This window comes from Cupriavidus sp. 30B13 (genome assembly GCF_049059565.2).
Taxonomy (GTDB): domain Bacteria; phylum Pseudomonadota; class Gammaproteobacteria; order Burkholderiales; family Burkholderiaceae; genus Cupriavidus.
Genome location: NZ_CP188223.1, coordinates 597,236 through 613,022, shown reverse-complemented (window position 1 = coordinate 613,022; position 15,787 = coordinate 597,236). Strand labels below are relative to the sequence as shown.

Below are 15,787 nucleotides of genomic sequence, written 5' to 3'. Positions count from 1 at the left end.
AGGCATGCCGGGCGGCATGCGGAGCCCGCGAGTGTATCAAGATCGGCGGAGGAAGCCGGCGCCGGCCCCGCGTCAGGTCAGAGCCCGTAGCGCTTGATCTTCTCGTACAGCGTGGCCTTGCCCACTTGCAGCAGGTCGGCCGCCTGGCTGACCGCGCCGCCGGTGCGCGCCAGCGTGTCGGCGATCACCGCGCGCTCGTAGTGCTCCATGCGCTCCTTGAGCGGCGTGGAATCGTCCAGCGCGTCGGCGCGCGCGCCGCCCTCCGGCACGCCCAGCACCAGCCGGTCGGCCGCGTTGCGCAGCTCGCGCACGTTGCCGGGCCAGGCGCGCTGCATCAGCGCCTGGCGCTGCAGCTCGGACAGGATGGGCGCGGGCCGCTGGTAGCGCACCGCCGCCACCAGCATGAAATGCTCGAACAGCGGCACGATGTCCTCGCGCCGCTCGCGCAGCGGCGGCAGCGGGATGGTCACCACGTTGAGTCGGTACAGCAGATCCTGGCGGAAGGCGCCCTTGGCCACCAGCGTTTCCATGTCGCCCTTGGCCGCGGCCACGATGCGCACGTCGATGCCGATCGAGGCATTGGAGCCCAGCCGCTCCAGCGTGCCCTCCTGCAGCACGCGCAGCAGCTTGACCTGCAGCGCCAGCGGCATGCTCTCGATCTCGTCGAGGAACAGCGTGCCGCCCGAGGCGTGCTCGAGCTTGCCCACGCGGCGCTTGCCCGCGCCGGTGAAGGCGCCGGCCTCGTGGCCGAACATCTCGCTCTCGAAGATGGCTTCCGGCACCGCGCCGCAGTTGAGCGCCACGAAGGGCGCCTGGTGCCGCGTGGACAGCGCGTGCAGGCTGCGCGCCACCAGCTCCTTGCCGGTGCCGGTCTCGCCGTTGATCATCACCGGCACGTCGGTGGCGGCCACGTTGGCCACCAGCGTGCGCACCTGCTCGATGGCCGGCGAGCGGCCGATGATGCGGGTGCCCGCGGCGGGCCCGGCCAGCTCGCGCCGCAGCGCGCGGTTCTCCAGCTCCAGCGCGCGCCGCTCCAGCGCGCGCCGCACGGTCTCGGTCAGGCGGTCGGCGCCGAACGGCTTCTCGATGAAATCGTAGGCGCCCTCGCGCATGGCCTGCACGGCCATGGTGATGTCGCCGTGGCCGGTGACCAGGATCACCGGCACGCCCGGCGCGGCGTTGCGGCAGTGCTGCAGCAGGTCCAGCCCGCTGGCGCCGGTCAGGCGCACGTCGGTCACCAGCACGCCGGGAAACTCGGCCGACAGGTGCGGCATGGCGGCTTCGGCCGAGGGCAGCGCCAGCACGTTGAAGCCGGCCAGCTCCAGGCTCTGCGCGGTGGCCTGGCGCACCAGGGGTTCGTCTTCGACGAACAGGACCCGCAATCCGTCTTGCATGGCGATGCTCACTGGGTGTGGGTAGGTGAAGCGGTGGAAGTGGCGGCAGCGGCGGCGGAACCGGGCGCGGCAGCGGCGGCCGCGGCCTCGCCCGGCAGCGGCGCGCGCCGCAGCACCACCACGAACTCGGCGCCGCCGCCGGCGCGGTTGGCCGCGCTCAGCTGGCCGCCGAACTCGCGCACGATGGAGGTGGAGATGGCCAGGCCCAGGCCCAGCCCCTGGCCGATTTCCTTGGTGGTGAAGAACGGCTCGAACAGCCGCGGCAGCGCGTCCTCGGCGATGCCCGCGCCATTGTCGCGCACGGCGATGCCGACGGTGTCGCCCTGCTCGCTGACCGCCACTTCCACGCAAGGCGCCGCCGGCGCGGCGGCGGCCAGCGCATCGAGCGCATTGCCGAGCAGGTTGAGCAGCACCTGTTCGAGCTTGAGCTCGTCGGCCCAGACCGCCGGGCCGGGCGCCGCCGACAAGCCGTCCACCCGCAGCGCCACCGCGCCCAGGCGCGGGGCCATCAGCGCCAGCACGTGGTCGAGCGCGGCGCGCACCGGCACCGCGTGGCGGCGCGGGCGCGCCTTGCCGGCAAACAGCTTGAGCTGGCCGGTGATCTTGCCCATGCGCGCGGTCAGGTCGGCGATGGCGGCGAGGTTGTCGGTGGCCGCATCGAGCTTGCCGCGCTCGAGCAGCACGCGCGTGTTGTCGGAGAACGTGCGCAGCGCCGCCAGCGGCTGGTTCAGCTCGTGGGTGATGCCGGCGGCCATCTGGCCCAGCGCCGCGAGCTTGCTGGCCTGCACCAGCTCGTCCTGGGCGGCGCGCAGCTCGCTCTCGGCGCGGGTGCGCTCGGCCACTTCGGCTTCGAGCTGTTCGTTGATCGCCATCAGGTCGGCGGTGCGCCCCTCCACGCGGCGCTCCAGCTCGTCGTAGGCGGCCTCGAGCAGGCGCCGGCCGTATTCGATGTCGCGCGCGCGCTGGCGGCGCTGGCGCCAGTTGAACAGCAGCAGGCACATGCAGGCATAGGCCAGCGCCGCGCCCAGCGTGGCGTTGCGCGCGCTGGCCAGCACCGGGTCGAGCGCCGCCAGCACCTGCATGGTCCAGTCGGCCGGGCCGACCTTGCGGCTGATCTCCAGGTAGCGCTCGGCATTGCCGCCGGCGCCGATGCGCACCAGCCGCGCGCCGTCGCGCAGCACGGCCTGGGCAAGCCAGCGCGTCACCGGCGAGCGCAGCGCTTCGAGCGGCAGCGGCCTGACTTCCTGGTCGTGGTACTGGCGCGTGCGGTCCAGCTCCGCCTGCAGCTCGGGCGGCAGCGCGCGCAGCGTGCGGTATTGCCAGGCCGGCACGGAGGACAGGAAGATCACGCCGTGGTCGTCGCTCACCATCACCGGCTCGGCGCCGCCGGCGCCGGCGCGCTGGAACCACTCCAGGTTGAGCTTGACCACCGTCACGCCCACCACGCGCCCGCCGGACTTGACCGGCTGGGCGATGTAGTAGCCGGGCTCGTCGTTGGTCACGCCGATGGCATAGAAGCGCCCGATCTGGCCGCGCGAGGCAATCTGGAAATAGGGCCGGAAGCGATAGTCGGTGCCGACGAAGCTGCCCGGCAGGTCGTGGTTGCTGGCCGCCAGCGCGATGCCGTTGGCCGCGATCACGTAGGTGGCCGAGGCGCGCGCGCGGCGGTTGACCTCGGACAGGTAGCGGTTGGCCGCCGCCACGCGCGCGGGATCGTCGGGCGCGGCCAGCAGGTCGTGTACGAACGGGTGGAGCGAGACCAGCGCCGGCAGGAACTCGTAGCGGTCCAGCGTGCTTTCCAGCGTGGCCGCGTAACGGTCGGCGCGCGTGGCGGTGGTCTGCTGCAGTGCGTCGATGCCGCGCTGCGCCGAGACCAGCCAGGTCAGCGAGCACAGCAGCAGCAGGCCGGCGGCCAGCGCCGCGGCAAATCCCCGCCACGAGCCGCCGCCCTCGCCCGGCGCGTGCACCACGCGGGCGGAAGCGGGATCATGCACGGCGAGGAAATCGTCGGAATGTGGCATCGGCGCATGCGTTGGGACACGCGCCGATGATACCCGCTGGCGGGCGGCGCCGGCTGGCGCCGCGGCTGTGCCGCGGCTGCCGGCGGCGTCCTCAGCGGACGCCGGTGCCGGCTTCGGCAAGTTCGGCCGTACCATCGCCGCCGCGGCGCAGCACGCGGTCGAGCTGCGTGCGGTCGAGCTCGCGCTCCCAGGCCGACATCACCACCGTGGCCACGCCGTTGCCGACGATGTTGGTCAGCGCGCGGCACTCGCTCATGAAGCGGTCGATGCCCAGGATCAGCACCATGCCCGCCACCGGGATGTCGGGCACCACCGCCAGCGTGGCGGCCAGCGTGATGAAGCCCGAGCCGGTCACGCCACTGGCGCCCTTGGAGGTGATCATCGCCACGCCCAGCACGGTGAGCTGCTGCAGCAGCGTCAGCTCGATGCCGGTGGCCTGGGCGATGAAGATCACCGCCATGGTCATGTAGATATTGGTGCCGTCCAGGTTGAACGAGTAACCCGTGGGGACCACCAGGCCCACCACCGACTTGGAGCAGCCCAGCTTCTCCAGCTTTTCCATCAGGTGCGGCAGCGCCGCTTCCGACGAGCTGGTGCCCAGCACGATCAGCAGCTCTTCCTTGATGTAGGCGACGAAGCGGAAGATCGAGAAGCCCGTGAAGCGCGCGATCGTGCCCAGCACCACCACCACGAACACGATGGCCGTGAAGTAGAACGTGCCGATCAGCTTGAGCAGCGGCACCAGCGAGCCCAGGCCGTACTTGCCGATGGTGAAGGCCATCGCGCCGAACGCGCCGAGCGGCGCCACCTTGGTGATCACGTGCACGATGTGGAAGAACACCTTGGAGACCTGGTCGACGAAGTCAAACACGATCTTCGAGCGGTCGCCCATGGCCGCCAGCGCCGAGCCGAAGAACATCGACACCAGCAGGATCTGCAGGATCTCGCCGTTGGCGAAGGCGCTGAAGATCGTGTCCGGGATGATGTGCATGAAGAACTCGACCGTGCTCTGGCCGTGCGCCTGCTTCACGTATTGCGAGATCGCCTTGGTGTCCAGCGTGGCCGGATCGATGTTGAAGCCCACGCCCGGCTTGAGCGCATGGGCGGCCAGCAGGCCGATCAGCAGCGCGAAGGTGGAGACGATCTCGAAGTACAGCAGCGCCTTGCCGCCGACCCGGCCCACCTTCTTCATGTCGCGCATGCCGGCGATGCCGGACACCACGGTACAGAAGATGATCGGCCCGATGATCATCTTGATCAGCTTGATGAAGGCGTCTCCCAGCGGCTTCATGGCCACGCCGGTGTCGGGCCAGAAGTGTCCGAGCACGATGCCGACCACAATGGCGAACAGCACCTGCACGTACAGGATCTTGTAAAAGGGTTTCCTCATGATGTCGTCCTCGGTGTTTTGACCGTGCCCCGCCGCCGCAGCGGCGGCAGGATCGCGCGCCCTTGTCATGAGGGCGCGTCTGCCTTATGCGTCGCAACCGCCGTGCCAGCCGCGCGCGGCGCGCCAAGCCGCTGATTCCAAAGGGAAAATATCTAAGCGCCGGCGCGCGCACTCCGGCTTTCCGGAAATCCGGAAAGCGCCGGTCCGGAAATCCGGAAGCCGGCCGCCGCAAAGGTGCCCGCTACGCCACCCGCGGGAGCGGGCCCGGCGGTCCCCGCCCCGCCGGCGCCCCGCAAAGCGGTAAATCGTCCCGCGCGACGCCGTATAATTCAGGGCTTCCACCTGACCCCAGCGGCCGGCGCGCGCGCCGGGCACCCGAGCCTCCCGGTGCCGCATGCCGCCCGACACCCGCCAAGCACGCATGAGCAGCTTCTACCAGCACCACGTTTTCTTCTGCCTCAACCAGCGCGACGACGGCCGGGCCTGCTGCGCCGACCACAATGCCCAGGCCATGCAGGAATACGCCAAGAAGCGCTGCAAGGCGCTGGGCATCAACGGCGAGGGGCGCGTGCGGATCAACAAGGCCGGCTGCCTGGACCGCTGTGAACTCGGCCCGGTGCTGGTGGTCTACCCCGAGGCCGTCTGGTACACCTTCGTCGACGAGCACGACATCGACGAAATCATCGACAGCCACCTGGTGGGCGGCAAGCCGGTCGAGCGCCTGATGATCGACCGCTGAGCCGCCGGTCCGCGCCCGCCGCGCGGACACCCCTGAATCCCCGGCATCGCTGCAAGCCCGCGCGCCATCGCGCCGGCGCCAGCCATGCCGCCATCCAGTCCCCTGCTTCCGGTATTCCATGAACGCGCATACCCAGGTACTCACCATCACCGGCCCGGCCGGCGCCATCGACCTTTCGGTGGACCTGCCGCAGGGCCAGGCGCCGCGCGGCCTCGCGCTGGTGGCCCACCCGCATCCGCTGTTCGGTGGCACCAAGGACAACAAGGTGGCGCAGACCCTGGCGCGCAGCTTCGTGCAGCTCGGCTACGCCACCGTGCGCCCCAACTTCCGCGGCGTGGGCGGCAGCGCCGGCACCCACGACAACGGCGTGGGCGAGCAGGACGACCTGCTGGCCGTGATCGCCTGGATGCGCACGCAGGCCGCGTGGTCGCCCGCGGCCGCCACGCTGCCGCTGGCGCTGGGCGGCTTCTCGTTCGGCAGCTTTGTCGCCAGCCACGTGGCGCGGCGCCTGGCCGAGGCCGGCACGGCGCCGCAGCGCCTGGTCATGGTGGGCACCGCCGCCAGCCGCTGGCAGGTGGCCGCGGTGCCGGCCGACGCCATCGTCATCCACGGCGAGCAGGACGAGACCGTGCCGCTGGCGAGCGTGTTCGACTGGGCCCGCCCTCAGGAACTGCCGGTGATCGTGATCCCCGGCGCCGACCACTTCTTTCACCGCAAGCTGCACCTGATCAAGCAGCTTGTCGTCAATGCATGGGAGCCGTGACGCGGCCACGCTCGTTGCCCCGCCCGCACGTTCGCACGCACCTTGCCCGTACCCATTTTTTTGTCGGAAACTGAAACATGTTGAATAGAGCCACGCCGCTTTTCGCGTCCGCCAACACATCCGTCCTGGCTGCCGCCGCCACCGCCGCCGTGCTCGGCGCCGCCACGCTGGTGGCGCCCGCGCCCGCACGCGCGCAAGGCGTGCCGACGCCGCAGGTCGCGGCCAAGTCCTGGATGCTGTTCGACGCCACCAGCGGCCAGGCCCTGGCCTCGCAGAATGCCGACCAGCGCATCGAGCCGGCCTCGCTGACCAAGCTGATGACCGCCTACCTGGCCTTCGCCGCGCTCAAGGAAAAGCGCCTGACGCTGGAGCAGACCGTGGTGCCGACCACGCTCGTGCTCAAGGTCAAGAGCGACGAGTCGCGCATGTTCCTCGAGCCCAACAAGCCGGTCAGCGTGCAGGACCTGCTGCTGGGCCTGATCGTGCAGTCGGGCAACGACGCCGCGCTGGCGCTGGCCGAAGCCGTGGGCGGCTCGGAAGAAGGCTTCGTGGCGATGATGAACCGCGAGGCCCAGCAACTGGGCATGAAGAACACCCACTTCACCAACACCGACGGCATCCCCGACCCGAACCACTACACCACGGCCAACGACCTGGCCACGCTGACCACGCGCCTGATCAAGGACTTCCCCGAGTACTACGGCATGTACTCGCAGAAGGAATTCACCTACAACAAGATCCGCCAGCCCAACCGCAACCGCCTGCTCTACATCGACCCGACCGTGGACGGCGTCAAGACCGGGCACACCAAGTCGGCCGGCTACTGCCTGATCTCCTCGGCCAAGCGCCCGCTGGCCAATGTGCCGAACGGTTCGCGCCGCCTGATCTCGGTGGTGATCGGCACCACCACCGAGGCCGTGCGCACGCAGGAAAGCCTGAAGATCCTCAACTACGGCTTCCAGTTCTTCGACACGCTGCGCCTGTACGACCGCGGCCAGGTGCTGGCCACGCCGGACATCTACAAGGGCAAGACATCGGCCATCAAGATCGGCGTGAAGGACGAGACCTTCATCACCGTGCCCAAGGGCACCGGCGGGCGCATCAAGCCGGTGCTGGAGCGCCAGGAACTGCTGGTGGCGCCGATCGCCGCCGGCCAGCAGGTCGGCACCGTCAAGCTGATGGACGGCGCCACCAAGGTGGCCGAATTCCCGGTGGTGGCGCTGGAAGAGGTGCCCGAGGCCGGCTTCTTCGGCCGCCTGTGGGATACCATCCGCCTGTGGTTCAAGCGCAAGTAAGCAAGCAAGTGAGCAAGCAGGAGGGCTCCCCAATGAGCACCGATGACACCAAGGGCAAGCCGGGCGACATTCCGCCGTCCGAGTCGCTGATCGAATACCCCAGCCATTTCCCCATCAAGGTGATGGGCAGCATGCAGGACGGCTTCGCCGAGGCCATCGTCACGCTGGTGCAGGAATTCGACGCCGATTTCCACGCCGGCAAGCTGGAAATGCGCCCGTCGCGCAACGGCAACTACCTCGGCCTGACCATCACGGTCTGGGTCACCAGCCGCGAACAGCTCGACGACCTGTACCGCGCGCTGACCTCGCATCCGATGGTGAAGATCGTGCTGTAAGTCGGCATCCGCCGCCGGTTCGCTCCCCTCTCCCGCTTGGCCGGAGAAGGGCCGGGGGAGAGGGCGGGAGCCGGCGAATGCTGCCGTGCCGGAAAAAACCGGTGGCTTCATTTCTCGCCACCAAGCTGGACAACACCGTTGGCCCCGCTTGATGTGGCTCCTGGCCAAACCGCCCCTCTCCCCGGCCCTCTCCCCGTGAGGGGAGAGGGAGGACACCTTGCTTGGGCCAGCTCGCACGGCGCTGGCGCATCCCGCCGGCTCCGTTCATCGCCCCGAGGTTTGCTCCCCTCTCCCGCTTGGCCGGAGAGGGGCCGGGGGAGAGGGCGGGAGCTGGCGAATGCCGCCGTGCCGGAAAGAACCCTCGGCTTCGTTGCCCGCCGCCGGGCAGACCCAAAACCAAAAAACCATGAACACCATCACCCTCAAGCCCGGCAAGGAAAAATCCCTGCTGCGCCGCCACCCCTGGGTCTACGCCACCGGCGTGGCCGCCACCGAAGGCCGCTGCGAGCCCGGCAGCACCGTGGTCGTGCGTGCCGCCGACGGCCGCTTCCTGGCGCGCGCGGCGTACAGCCCTTCCTCGCAGATCCGCGCGCGGGTGTGGAGCTTCGACGAGAACGAGCCGGTCGACCACGCCATGTTCAAGCGCCGCGTGTCCGCGGCGCTGGCGCACCGCAAGCAGTGGGTCGCCGACAGCAACGCCGTGCGCCTGGTCTTCGGCGAGTCCGACCGCCTGCCCGGCCTGATCGTCGACTACTACGGCAGCGGCGCCACCGGCCAGCTGGTGTGCCAGTTCAACTCGGCCGGCGTCGAGGCGTGGAAGGATGCGCTGGTGCAGGCGCTGGTCAAGGAAACCGGCTGCCCCAACGTGTACGAGCGCTCCGACGCCGCCGTGCGCGAGCGCGAAGGCCTGCCGCTGGTCACCGGCGTGCTGGCCGGCGCCGGGCCCGACCCGGAACTCAACGTCACCGAGCACGGCGTGCGCTACTACGTGGACGTGCGCAACGGCCACAAGACCGGCTTCTACGTGGACCAGCGCGACAACCGCAAGCTGGTCGGCGACCTCGCCGCCGGCCGCGAAGTGCTCAACTGCTTCTGCTACACCGGCGGCTTCTCGCTGGCCGCGCTGCGCGGCGGCGCCACCGCCGTGACCTCGATCGACTCCTCCGGCGAGGCGCTCAAGACCGCCGCCGGCAACGTCACCCTCAACGGCTTCGACCCCGAACGCGCCACCTGGCTCGATGCCGACGTGTTCAAGACGCTGCGCCAGTTCCGCGCCGAGGGCCGCCAGTTCGACCTGATCGTGCTGGACCCGCCCAAGTTCGCGCCGTCGGCCCAGCACATCGACCGCGCCGCGCGCGCCTACAAGGAAATCAACCTGGTCGGCATGCAGCTGCTGCGCCCGGGCGGCCTGCTGTTCACGTACTCGTGCTCGGGCGCGATCAGCATGGAGCTGTTCCAGAAGATCGTGGCCGGCGCGGCAACCGACGCGCGCGTCGATGCGCGCATCCTGCGGCGCCTGTCGGCCGGCACCGACCACCCGATGCTGGCGGCCTTCCCCGAAGGCGAATACCTCAAGGGCCTGCTGCTGGAAAAGATCTGAGGTCCCGGCCCCGGCGGCCGCGCCCTCATCCATCCTGGCGGGTTCACACCTGCGCCAGGCCGCCGTCGACGAAGAACTCGGCGCCGTTCACGAAGCTGCTGTCGTCCGAGGCGAGGAACAGCGCGGCGGCGGCGATCTCCGCCGGATCGCCGACCCGGCCGAGCGGCGTGGATGCCGCCAGGTGGCCATAGATCGCATCGACCTGCCCCTCCGGCACCAGTCCGTCCAGGCCCGGCGTGCGCGTGGCCCCGGGGCTCAGCACGTTGACGCGGATGCCGCGCGGCTTCAGGTCGAGAATCCACGAGCGCGCGAAGTTGCGCACCGCGGCCTTGCTGGCGCTGTACACGCTGAACGCTTCGGTGCCCATGGAGCCGGTGGTGGAGCCGGTCAGGATCACCGAGGCGCCGTCCCTGAGCAGCGGCAGCGCCTTCTGCACCGTGAACAAGGTGCCCTTCACATTGGTATCGAAGGTGCGTTCATAGTGCGCTTCGGTGATGGTGCCGAGCGGCGCGAATTCGCCGCCGCCGGCATTGGCGAACAGCACGTCGATGTGTCCCGCCTCTTGCGCGACCAGCGCGTAGAGCCGGTCCAGGTCGTCGAGGCTGGCAACGTCGCCGCGAAACGCGGTGACGTTGCCGCCGATCTGTCCGACCGCGGCGTCGAGCGCGTCCTGGCGGCGCCCGGTGATGAAGACGCGCGCGCCTTCGGCGACGAAGCGCCTGGCGGTGGCGAGGCCGATGCCGGAATTGGCGCCGGTGATGACGGCGATCTTGCCTTCGAGTCTGTTGCCCATGCTGCGGTTTCCTGTGCGGTGTGGTGCGGCTGCCACTGTCGGCGGGCCGGTGTGCAAGCAGAATAGGCCGCGCCTGTCCGCGCAACAAGGCAGCTGGCGGCAAGGGATCGTTCTATATTTGCAATAGTCCCCAAGGAGCCGCTTTTGCCCGCCGCCGATCTGCCCGATTTCCCCGACGTGACCGACATGCTGCTGTTCGCCAAGGTGGTCGAGCACGGCGGCTATACCGCCGCCGCGCGCGCCACCGGCATGCAGGCATCGAAGCTGAGCCGGCGGGTCGCGGAACTCGAAGCGCAGCTCGGCGTGCGCCTGCTCCACCGCACCACCCGCAACATCACCGTGACGGAGATCGGCAAGACGCTCTACCGGCATTGCGTGGCGCTGGAGAGCGAGGCCCGCGCGGCGCGCGAAGCCGTCGAACGGGTCCGCTCCGCGCCGCAGGGCGTGGTGCGCCTCAGTTGCCCGGTGGGGCTGCTGCGCAGCGACGTGGCGGCCATCCTGTCGCGCTACCTGGCCGGGCACCCGCTGGTGCGCATCGACCTGGTGGCCACCAACCGGCGCGTCAACGTGGTGAAGGAAGGGTTCGATATCGCCATCCGCGTGCGGCGGCCGCCGCTCGATGACTCCGACCTGGCCGTGCGTCCGCTGAGCGACTCGGAAATGGTGCTGGTCGCCAGCCCGCGCCTGCTTGCCTGCTACGGCAACCCGGCGACGGTGGCGGCGCTCGCCGGCTTGCCGACGCTGAGCACCGGACAGGTGGCCGACAAGCATGCATGGCCCTTGCGCGGGCCCGACGGCGAGAGCGTGCCCTTTCATCACGTACCCCGGCTGGCGACCGACGATATGTCCACGCTGCTGCACGCCGCCTGCGACGGCGCCGGCGTGGCCTGCCTGCCACGCAACTTCGTGCAGCGCGCGCTCGACGAAGGCGCGCTGATCCGGGTGCTGCCGGAATTCCGCCTGCCGGTCGGCGTCGTGCACGCGGTATTCCCTAGCCGGCGCGGGCTGGTGCCGGCGGTGCGCACGCTGCTCGACGCGCTCGTGCGCGGCTTCGGCGTGCCGGCCGCGGGCGCGGCCCGATAGCGCGCCGCCGCCGTCATCATGGCTTCACGCGAACGTCTTCGGTCCGTCACAAAGCCCGCCTATAGTCTGCCATGCGGATGCGGCATTGGCAGGTGCCCTTCCGCCTCTTCCTATCAGTCTTCGTGGTAGTTGCCCCGCGGCGTAGCGGGGCTTTTTTTTGCCTCGCCGGCGCCGTCCGGCAAGCGGCGCTGCCCCGCGCCCGCATACCAGCGCGCGAACTCCAGCGACGGCATCGGCCGCGCGTACAGGAAGCCCTGCATGAAGGAAACGCCGCGCGCGCGCAGGTAGTCCAGCTGCACCGAGCGCTCCACGCCTTCGGCCACCAGCCCGGCGCCCAGGCGCTGCGCCAGGCCGATGATGGTGTCCAGCACCGGCGCGTTGCCCCGCTCCGGATCGATCGCCTGCACGAAACCCTTGTCCACCTTCAGCAGGTCGAACGGAAACCGCTCCAGGTAGGACAGCGCGCAATAGCCGGTGCCGAAATCGTCGATGGCCACGCGCACGCCCTCGGCGCGCAGCGCGTGCAGGTTGCGCTGGGCCTGCTCCGGATTCTCGACCAGCCCGCGCTCGGTGATCTCCAGCACCACCACCGGCTGGTGCGCCGACACCTCGGCCAGGAAGCCGCGCATGTCGGCCAGCAGGCCCGGGCTCGACAGGTGCTCGGCGGCGAGGTTGATGCCGAGGTGAAAGCCGGGCCGGGTCTGCCAGCCGCGAAAATCGCGCGCCACCATCTCCAGCAGGTGCCGCGTCAGCGGCACGATGACATGCGTCTGCTCCGCGGTGGCGATGAAGACGTCGGGGCGCACCGGACCCGTGCCCGGGCGGTTCCAGCGCAGCAGCGCCTCCGCGCCTTCGCAGCGGTCCTCGGCGGCGCTGTAGACCGGCTGGTATTCGACGTGGAACTCGCCATCGCGGATGGCGCGCAGCAACTGCTCGCGCTCCGAGCGCCGGCTTTGCTGCAGGCGATGGCAAAGGAAGACCAGCACGCCGGACAGCAGCACCGCGAACGGCATGAAACGCTGCAGCAGCTCGTGCCAGGCGGCGTACAGGCGCGCGCGCAACCCGTGCACGCGCACGCCGATCCTGGTGCCCGACGCATCGACATCCTCCTCGAACAGCGTCGAGGTCATGGCGGGCGTGGCCTCCGGCACGCCGCCGCGCAGCGCGATGCCGTCGCCCACGCGCAGCTCCAGGCTGTAGCCGCCCAGCGGCGCCACTGCCTGCAGCAGGTCGAGCAGGTGCTGGCCGTCGACGATGGTCAGCACCGAACGCGCGCCGCCGGACTTCTCCACCAGCAGCGCCGGGCGGTCCGGCATCAGCGGCGAGCCGCGCACCACGCGGATCCACGGCTTGCCGGGCACGCGCGCCGGGAACGGCTTGATCGCGGACAGCGGGTAGTCCACCGGGCCGTCGATCGACGAACAGTAGATGCGGTCCGCCTCGGTCAGCAGCACGGAGCGGAAGTACGGCTCCAGCGAACCCACGCGCGCCAGCTCGTTGGCGACCGGCGCGCACGGCCGCTCCGTCAGGGGCAAGAGCTGGCCCGCGACCAGGCGCGCGTGCGCCAGTATGCTCTCCGCCCGGTTGCGCACGAGGTCGGCGACCTGCATCGCCTCGTGCCGCTCATGGCGGCGCGCTTCGGTCCAGCTCAGCGCCATGCACAGCAGCAGCGGCGCGAGCGCGACCGGAACCAGCAGCAGATGGCGGCGCCACGGCGGGCGGTCAGGCAGTTCCGACACGGACAAGGGTAGCTCCCTGCGAGAAAGGCAAGAGGTAACGGGCAAGAGGCAAGCGCCGGGCGTTTCCGCCCGCGCGGTGCCGGTGCAAATACGGCATTGACGATAACCCTGATTAATTCTTCGCGCCGTGATCGGAGCGTTCCGATGGCGCGACAGGATGGATTAATGGATCATGTACGGAATTTCTGCCGAGCGATTTAATGCGACATCGCCGCGCCGCAGATAAATCATATATAGATCGATACGAGCAATTTTTCCAGATCGCGCAGGGTGCCGGATCAATCCGTCCCTCCTCGCCAGGCCACCCTGTCGCCGAGATCCGCGAAACCGCGAAGATTGCCATGAATACAGCAGGAAATTCAACCGAAGGCGCAGGCAATAAAGCAAAAGTCGATTGTGTTTTTTGAATTCATTGATTCGCATCAACTTCCATTCAACATGGATTCAAATACTTGAATATCGAATGAAAGAAATGACAATTCAACTCAACCAGAAATCAAAAAACAGGATCATGAAAATCACCTCGATTTCCGCCGCCGCCATCGCCTGCGCCTGCGCCTGGACCGCCGCCTTGGCGCAGGCCGGCTCATCCTCGCTGAACGGCGCCGTCAATGCCCGGCTCGTCCTGACCACCGGCTGCGCGATCGATGCCGGCACCGGCTCGACCGGCGTCCTGGCCAACTTCGGCACGCTGGATTTCGGCGCGCAGCCCGGCGGCTTCACCGGCAAGGTGACGGCGCAGGCCGTCGGCGGCGGCGCGGCCGCCACGCAGATGACGTGCTCGCCGGACGTCACCGCGCTGCAAGTCACGCTCGACGCCGGCCAGAACGGCGGCAAGGGCGCGGGCGAGGGCATCGGCTCGCGCGCGCTCGCCAACGGCACGAACTATGTGCCCTACGAGGTGTACTCCGACGCCGCCCACGCGCACCCGTACGTCGCCGGCACCGCGCACGCCGTGCCGGTGCCCGCGCCGGGCGCCACGTTCTCGCTGCCGATCCATGGCGTGGTGCACAAGACCAGCACGTCGGCGCTGGCGGCGGGCACCTACCTGGACACCCTCAACGTCACGCTCGCATGGTGAGCGCGCGCGCCGCTTCCCGCCGGGCGCGGCCGGCCGCCGGGATGCTGGCCTCCCTGCTGGCCTCCCTTCCTGCCGCCCTTCCCGTCGTCCTGTCCGCGCCCGCCCCCGCCTGCGCGGACACCATGCTGCCGGCCACCCGCACGCTGCTGGTCAGCGCGCGCATCGTGCCCGGCTGCGGCGTGGCCGGCGGCGGCGCGGGCACGGGACTCGCGCTCGGCACGCTCGACTTCGGCACGTACCCCGCCGTCGCCAGCGGACAGGCGGGCGCCGCGCTGGCCGGCGCGCTGCAGATCGAATGCGCCGGCGCAACGGCGCTCAGGATGACCGTCGACGGCGGCCTCCACCCGTCCGGCGGGCAACGCCACCTGCGCGGCGCCGCCGGCACGCTGGTCGCGTACCGGCTCTATGCCGACGCCGGCCGCACCCGGCCCATCGCCATCGGGCAGGCGGTGTCCGTGATGGTCCCGGGCGTCGCCAGCCTGCCGCTCCACGGCGAGCTGACGCTGCCGGGCGGCCGGGCGCCGCCGGGCGCCTACACCGACACCGCGCAAGTCACGCTGACCTATTGAACGCCCGGGAATCCCGCGGCAATCGCCAAGGAGCACGCCATGAACGCCCCCATCCTGGCAAGCCCGCCGCGCCGGCCCGCCGGCGCGCCATGCCGCCTCGCGCTGTCCGGCCTGGCCGCCGCCGCGCTCGCCTGCGCACCCGCGCGCGCGGCCACCTCCGTGATGATCTGGCCGATCGACCCGGTCATCGAAAGCGGCCAGCGCGCCGCCGCGCTCTGGCTCGAGAACCGCGACACGCGCCCGGTGACGTTGCAGGTCCGCGTGATGGGCTGGCGGCAGCAGGCCGGCGAGGATGTCCTCTCGGCCGACCAGGACCGCGTGGCCGGCAGCCCGCCGATGGCGACGGTGCCGCCGGGCCGGCGCCAGCTGATCCGCCTGACCAGGCTGCGGGAGGCCGTGCCCGGCACCGAGCAGGCCTACCGCGTGCTGATCGACGAGCTCCCGCAGCCGCGCGACGCCGGCGAGGCTGCGGATGTAGCCGACGCTGCGGACGCCGGAGGCGGCGCAAGGCAAGAGGCGCCGTCGTTCGGCATCCGGTTCCAGATGCGCTACTCGATACCGCTGTTCGTCTACGGCGAAGGCGTGCGCGCCACGGCCATGCCGGACCAGCGCGGCGATGCCGCCGCCGCGCGCCCCGCGCTGTCATGGCGGCTCGACGAAGCCGGCGGAAAGCGCTGGCTCGCCATCTCGAACCGCGGCGCGGTGCACGCGCGCGTCACCGGCGCCAGCTTCGAGACGGCAGGCAGCCAGGCCGTGCTCGCGCCGGGCCTGCTCGGCTACGTGCTGCCGGGCGCGCGCGTGCGCTGGGAACTGCCGCGCGAGCTGAGGCCGGACCCGCATGCGCGCTTGCTGGCCACGGTCAACGGCACGCCCGGCGTCGTCCTCGATGCCGAGGCCGCGGGCGCCGGCCAGTGAATCCGGCCATGCGCGAACGGTGACCGCGTGCGACGCGCCATCGGGCCGGCAACCCGGCCACGGCGTCCGC

Annotated in this window: 15 protein-coding genes; 10 read left to right on the top strand and 5 right to left on the bottom strand. The window is 70.3% G+C overall.

Annotated elements, in window-relative coordinates:
• Positions 1-77: 77 nt before the first annotated feature.
• From ACKI2N_RS02920 to ACKI2N_RS02910, 3 genes are all read right to left on the bottom strand, one after another.
• Positions 78-1,394: a sigma-54-dependent transcriptional regulator gene (locus ACKI2N_RS02920; protein ID WP_420994523.1), complete on the bottom strand. Its 1,317-nt coding sequence runs from the start codon at positions 1,392-1,394 to the stop codon at positions 78-80.
• Between the two features lie 8 nt (positions 1,395-1,402).
• Positions 1,403-3,415, bottom strand: coding sequence for a sensor histidine kinase (locus tag ACKI2N_RS02915; RefSeq protein ID WP_420994522.1), 2,013 nt, complete (start codon positions 3,413-3,415; stop codon positions 1,403-1,405).
• Positions 3,416-3,506: 91 nt separating this feature from the next.
• A complete protein-coding gene (locus tag ACKI2N_RS02910; protein WP_420994521.1) occupies positions 3,507-4,805 on the bottom strand; it encodes a dicarboxylate/amino acid:cation symporter in 1,299 nt (432 codons plus the stop codon).
• Between the two features lie 421 nt (positions 4,806-5,226).
• Between ACKI2N_RS02910 and ACKI2N_RS02905 the strand changes: the two genes are divergently transcribed.
• From ACKI2N_RS02905 to ACKI2N_RS02885, 5 genes are all read left to right on the top strand, one after another.
• Positions 5,227-5,544 carry a (2Fe-2S) ferredoxin domain-containing protein gene (locus ACKI2N_RS02905; protein ID WP_420994520.1) on the top strand — a complete coding sequence of 106 codons (318 nt, stop codon included), beginning with the start codon at positions 5,227-5,229 and terminating at the stop codon, positions 5,542-5,544.
• A 118-nt stretch (positions 5,545-5,662) separates the two neighbouring features.
• Positions 5,663-6,307 carry an alpha/beta hydrolase gene (locus ACKI2N_RS02900; RefSeq protein ID WP_420994519.1) on the top strand — a complete coding sequence of 215 codons (645 nt, stop codon included), beginning with the start codon at positions 5,663-5,665 and terminating at the stop codon, positions 6,305-6,307.
• 77 nt (positions 6,308-6,384) lie between these two features.
• Positions 6,385-7,602, top strand: a complete 1,218-nt coding sequence (locus tag ACKI2N_RS02895) for a D-alanyl-D-alanine carboxypeptidase family protein (RefSeq protein ID WP_420994518.1) — start codon at positions 6,385-6,387, stop codon at positions 7,600-7,602.
• A 32-nt stretch (positions 7,603-7,634) separates the two neighbouring features.
• On the top strand, positions 7,635-7,937 hold the full coding sequence (locus tag ACKI2N_RS02890) for an HP0495 family protein (protein ID WP_420994517.1): 303 nt from the start codon (positions 7,635-7,637) through the stop codon (positions 7,935-7,937).
• 406 nt (positions 7,938-8,343) lie between these two features.
• Entirely contained in the window at positions 8,344-9,537 is a 1,194-nt protein-coding gene (locus ACKI2N_RS02885) for a class I SAM-dependent rRNA methyltransferase (RefSeq protein WP_420994516.1), read from the top strand.
• Between the two features lie 43 nt (positions 9,538-9,580).
• Here the strand turns inward: ACKI2N_RS02885 and ACKI2N_RS02880 are convergent, their stop codons facing one another.
• On the bottom strand, positions 9,581-10,330 hold the full coding sequence (locus tag ACKI2N_RS02880) for an SDR family NAD(P)-dependent oxidoreductase (protein ID WP_420994515.1): 750 nt from the start codon (positions 10,328-10,330) through the stop codon (positions 9,581-9,583).
• A 144-nt stretch (positions 10,331-10,474) separates the two neighbouring features.
• Here ACKI2N_RS02880 and ACKI2N_RS02875 point away from each other — a divergent pair, with 144 nt between their 5' ends.
• Positions 10,475-11,413: a LysR substrate-binding domain-containing protein gene (locus ACKI2N_RS02875; RefSeq protein WP_420994514.1), complete on the top strand. Its 939-nt coding sequence runs from the start codon at positions 10,475-10,477 to the stop codon at positions 11,411-11,413.
• A 113-nt stretch (positions 11,414-11,526) separates the two neighbouring features.
• On the opposite strand, the gene ACKI2N_RS02870 is transcribed toward ACKI2N_RS02875, so the two are convergent.
• Positions 11,527-13,152, bottom strand: a complete 1,626-nt coding sequence (locus ACKI2N_RS02870) for an EAL domain-containing protein (RefSeq protein WP_420994693.1) — start codon at positions 13,150-13,152, stop codon at positions 11,527-11,529.
• A 200-nt stretch (positions 13,153-13,352) separates the two neighbouring features.
• Between ACKI2N_RS02870 and ACKI2N_RS02865 the strand changes: the two genes are divergently transcribed.
• The 4 genes from ACKI2N_RS02865 (at position 13,353) to ACKI2N_RS02850 (ending at position 15,717) form a co-directional block, all read left to right on the top strand.
• Complete coding sequence (locus tag ACKI2N_RS02865; RefSeq protein ID WP_420994513.1) at positions 13,353-13,559, top strand: hypothetical protein; 207 nt, start codon at positions 13,353-13,355, stop codon at positions 13,557-13,559.
• A gap of 104 nt (positions 13,560-13,663) precedes the next feature.
• On the top strand, positions 13,664-14,233 hold the full coding sequence (locus ACKI2N_RS02860) for a spore coat protein U domain-containing protein (protein ID WP_420994512.1): 570 nt from the start codon (positions 13,664-13,666) through the stop codon (positions 14,231-14,233).
• A 41-nt stretch (positions 14,234-14,274) separates the two neighbouring features.
• Positions 14,275-14,802: a spore coat protein U domain-containing protein gene (locus ACKI2N_RS02855; protein ID WP_420994511.1), complete on the top strand. Its 528-nt coding sequence runs from the start codon at positions 14,275-14,277 to the stop codon at positions 14,800-14,802.
• A 39-nt stretch (positions 14,803-14,841) separates the two neighbouring features.
• Positions 14,842-15,717 carry a molecular chaperone gene (locus ACKI2N_RS02850; RefSeq protein ID WP_420994510.1) on the top strand — a complete coding sequence of 292 codons (876 nt, stop codon included), beginning with the start codon at positions 14,842-14,844 and terminating at the stop codon, positions 15,715-15,717.
• Positions 15,718-15,787: the final 70 nt, after the last annotated feature.

Excerpts from the sequence above, each read along its gene's own strand:
- ACKI2N_RS02920 (WP_420994523.1), bottom strand. The coding sequence starts at position 1,394 with ATGCAAGACGGATTGCGGGTCCTGTTCGTCGAAGACGAACCCCTGGTG.
- ACKI2N_RS02915 (WP_420994522.1), bottom strand. The coding sequence starts at position 3,415 with ATGCCACATTCCGACGATTTCCTCGCCGTGCATGATCCCGCTTCCGCC.
- ACKI2N_RS02910 (WP_420994521.1), bottom strand. The coding sequence starts at position 4,805 with ATGAGGAAACCCTTTTACAAGATCCTGTACGTGCAGGTGCTGTTCGCC.
- ACKI2N_RS02905 (WP_420994520.1), top strand. The coding sequence starts at position 5,227 with ATGAGCAGCTTCTACCAGCACCACGTTTTCTTCTGCCTCAACCAGCGC.
- ACKI2N_RS02900 (WP_420994519.1), top strand. The coding sequence starts at position 5,663 with ATGAACGCGCATACCCAGGTACTCACCATCACCGGCCCGGCCGGCGCC.
- ACKI2N_RS02895 (WP_420994518.1), top strand. The coding sequence starts at position 6,385 with ATGTTGAATAGAGCCACGCCGCTTTTCGCGTCCGCCAACACATCCGTC.
- ACKI2N_RS02890 (WP_420994517.1), top strand. The coding sequence starts at position 7,635 with ATGAGCACCGATGACACCAAGGGCAAGCCGGGCGACATTCCGCCGTCC.
- ACKI2N_RS02885 (WP_420994516.1), top strand. The coding sequence starts at position 8,344 with ATGAACACCATCACCCTCAAGCCCGGCAAGGAAAAATCCCTGCTGCGC.
- ACKI2N_RS02880 (WP_420994515.1), bottom strand. The coding sequence starts at position 10,330 with ATGGGCAACAGACTCGAAGGCAAGATCGCCGTCATCACCGGCGCCAAT.
- ACKI2N_RS02865 (WP_420994513.1), top strand. The coding sequence starts at position 13,353 with ATGCGACATCGCCGCGCCGCAGATAAATCATATATAGATCGATACGAG.
- ACKI2N_RS02860 (WP_420994512.1), top strand. The coding sequence starts at position 13,664 with ATGAAAATCACCTCGATTTCCGCCGCCGCCATCGCCTGCGCCTGCGCC.
- ACKI2N_RS02855 (WP_420994511.1), top strand. The coding sequence starts at position 14,275 with ATGCTGGCCTCCCTGCTGGCCTCCCTTCCTGCCGCCCTTCCCGTCGTC.
- ACKI2N_RS02850 (WP_420994510.1), top strand. The coding sequence starts at position 14,842 with ATGAACGCCCCCATCCTGGCAAGCCCGCCGCGCCGGCCCGCCGGCGCG.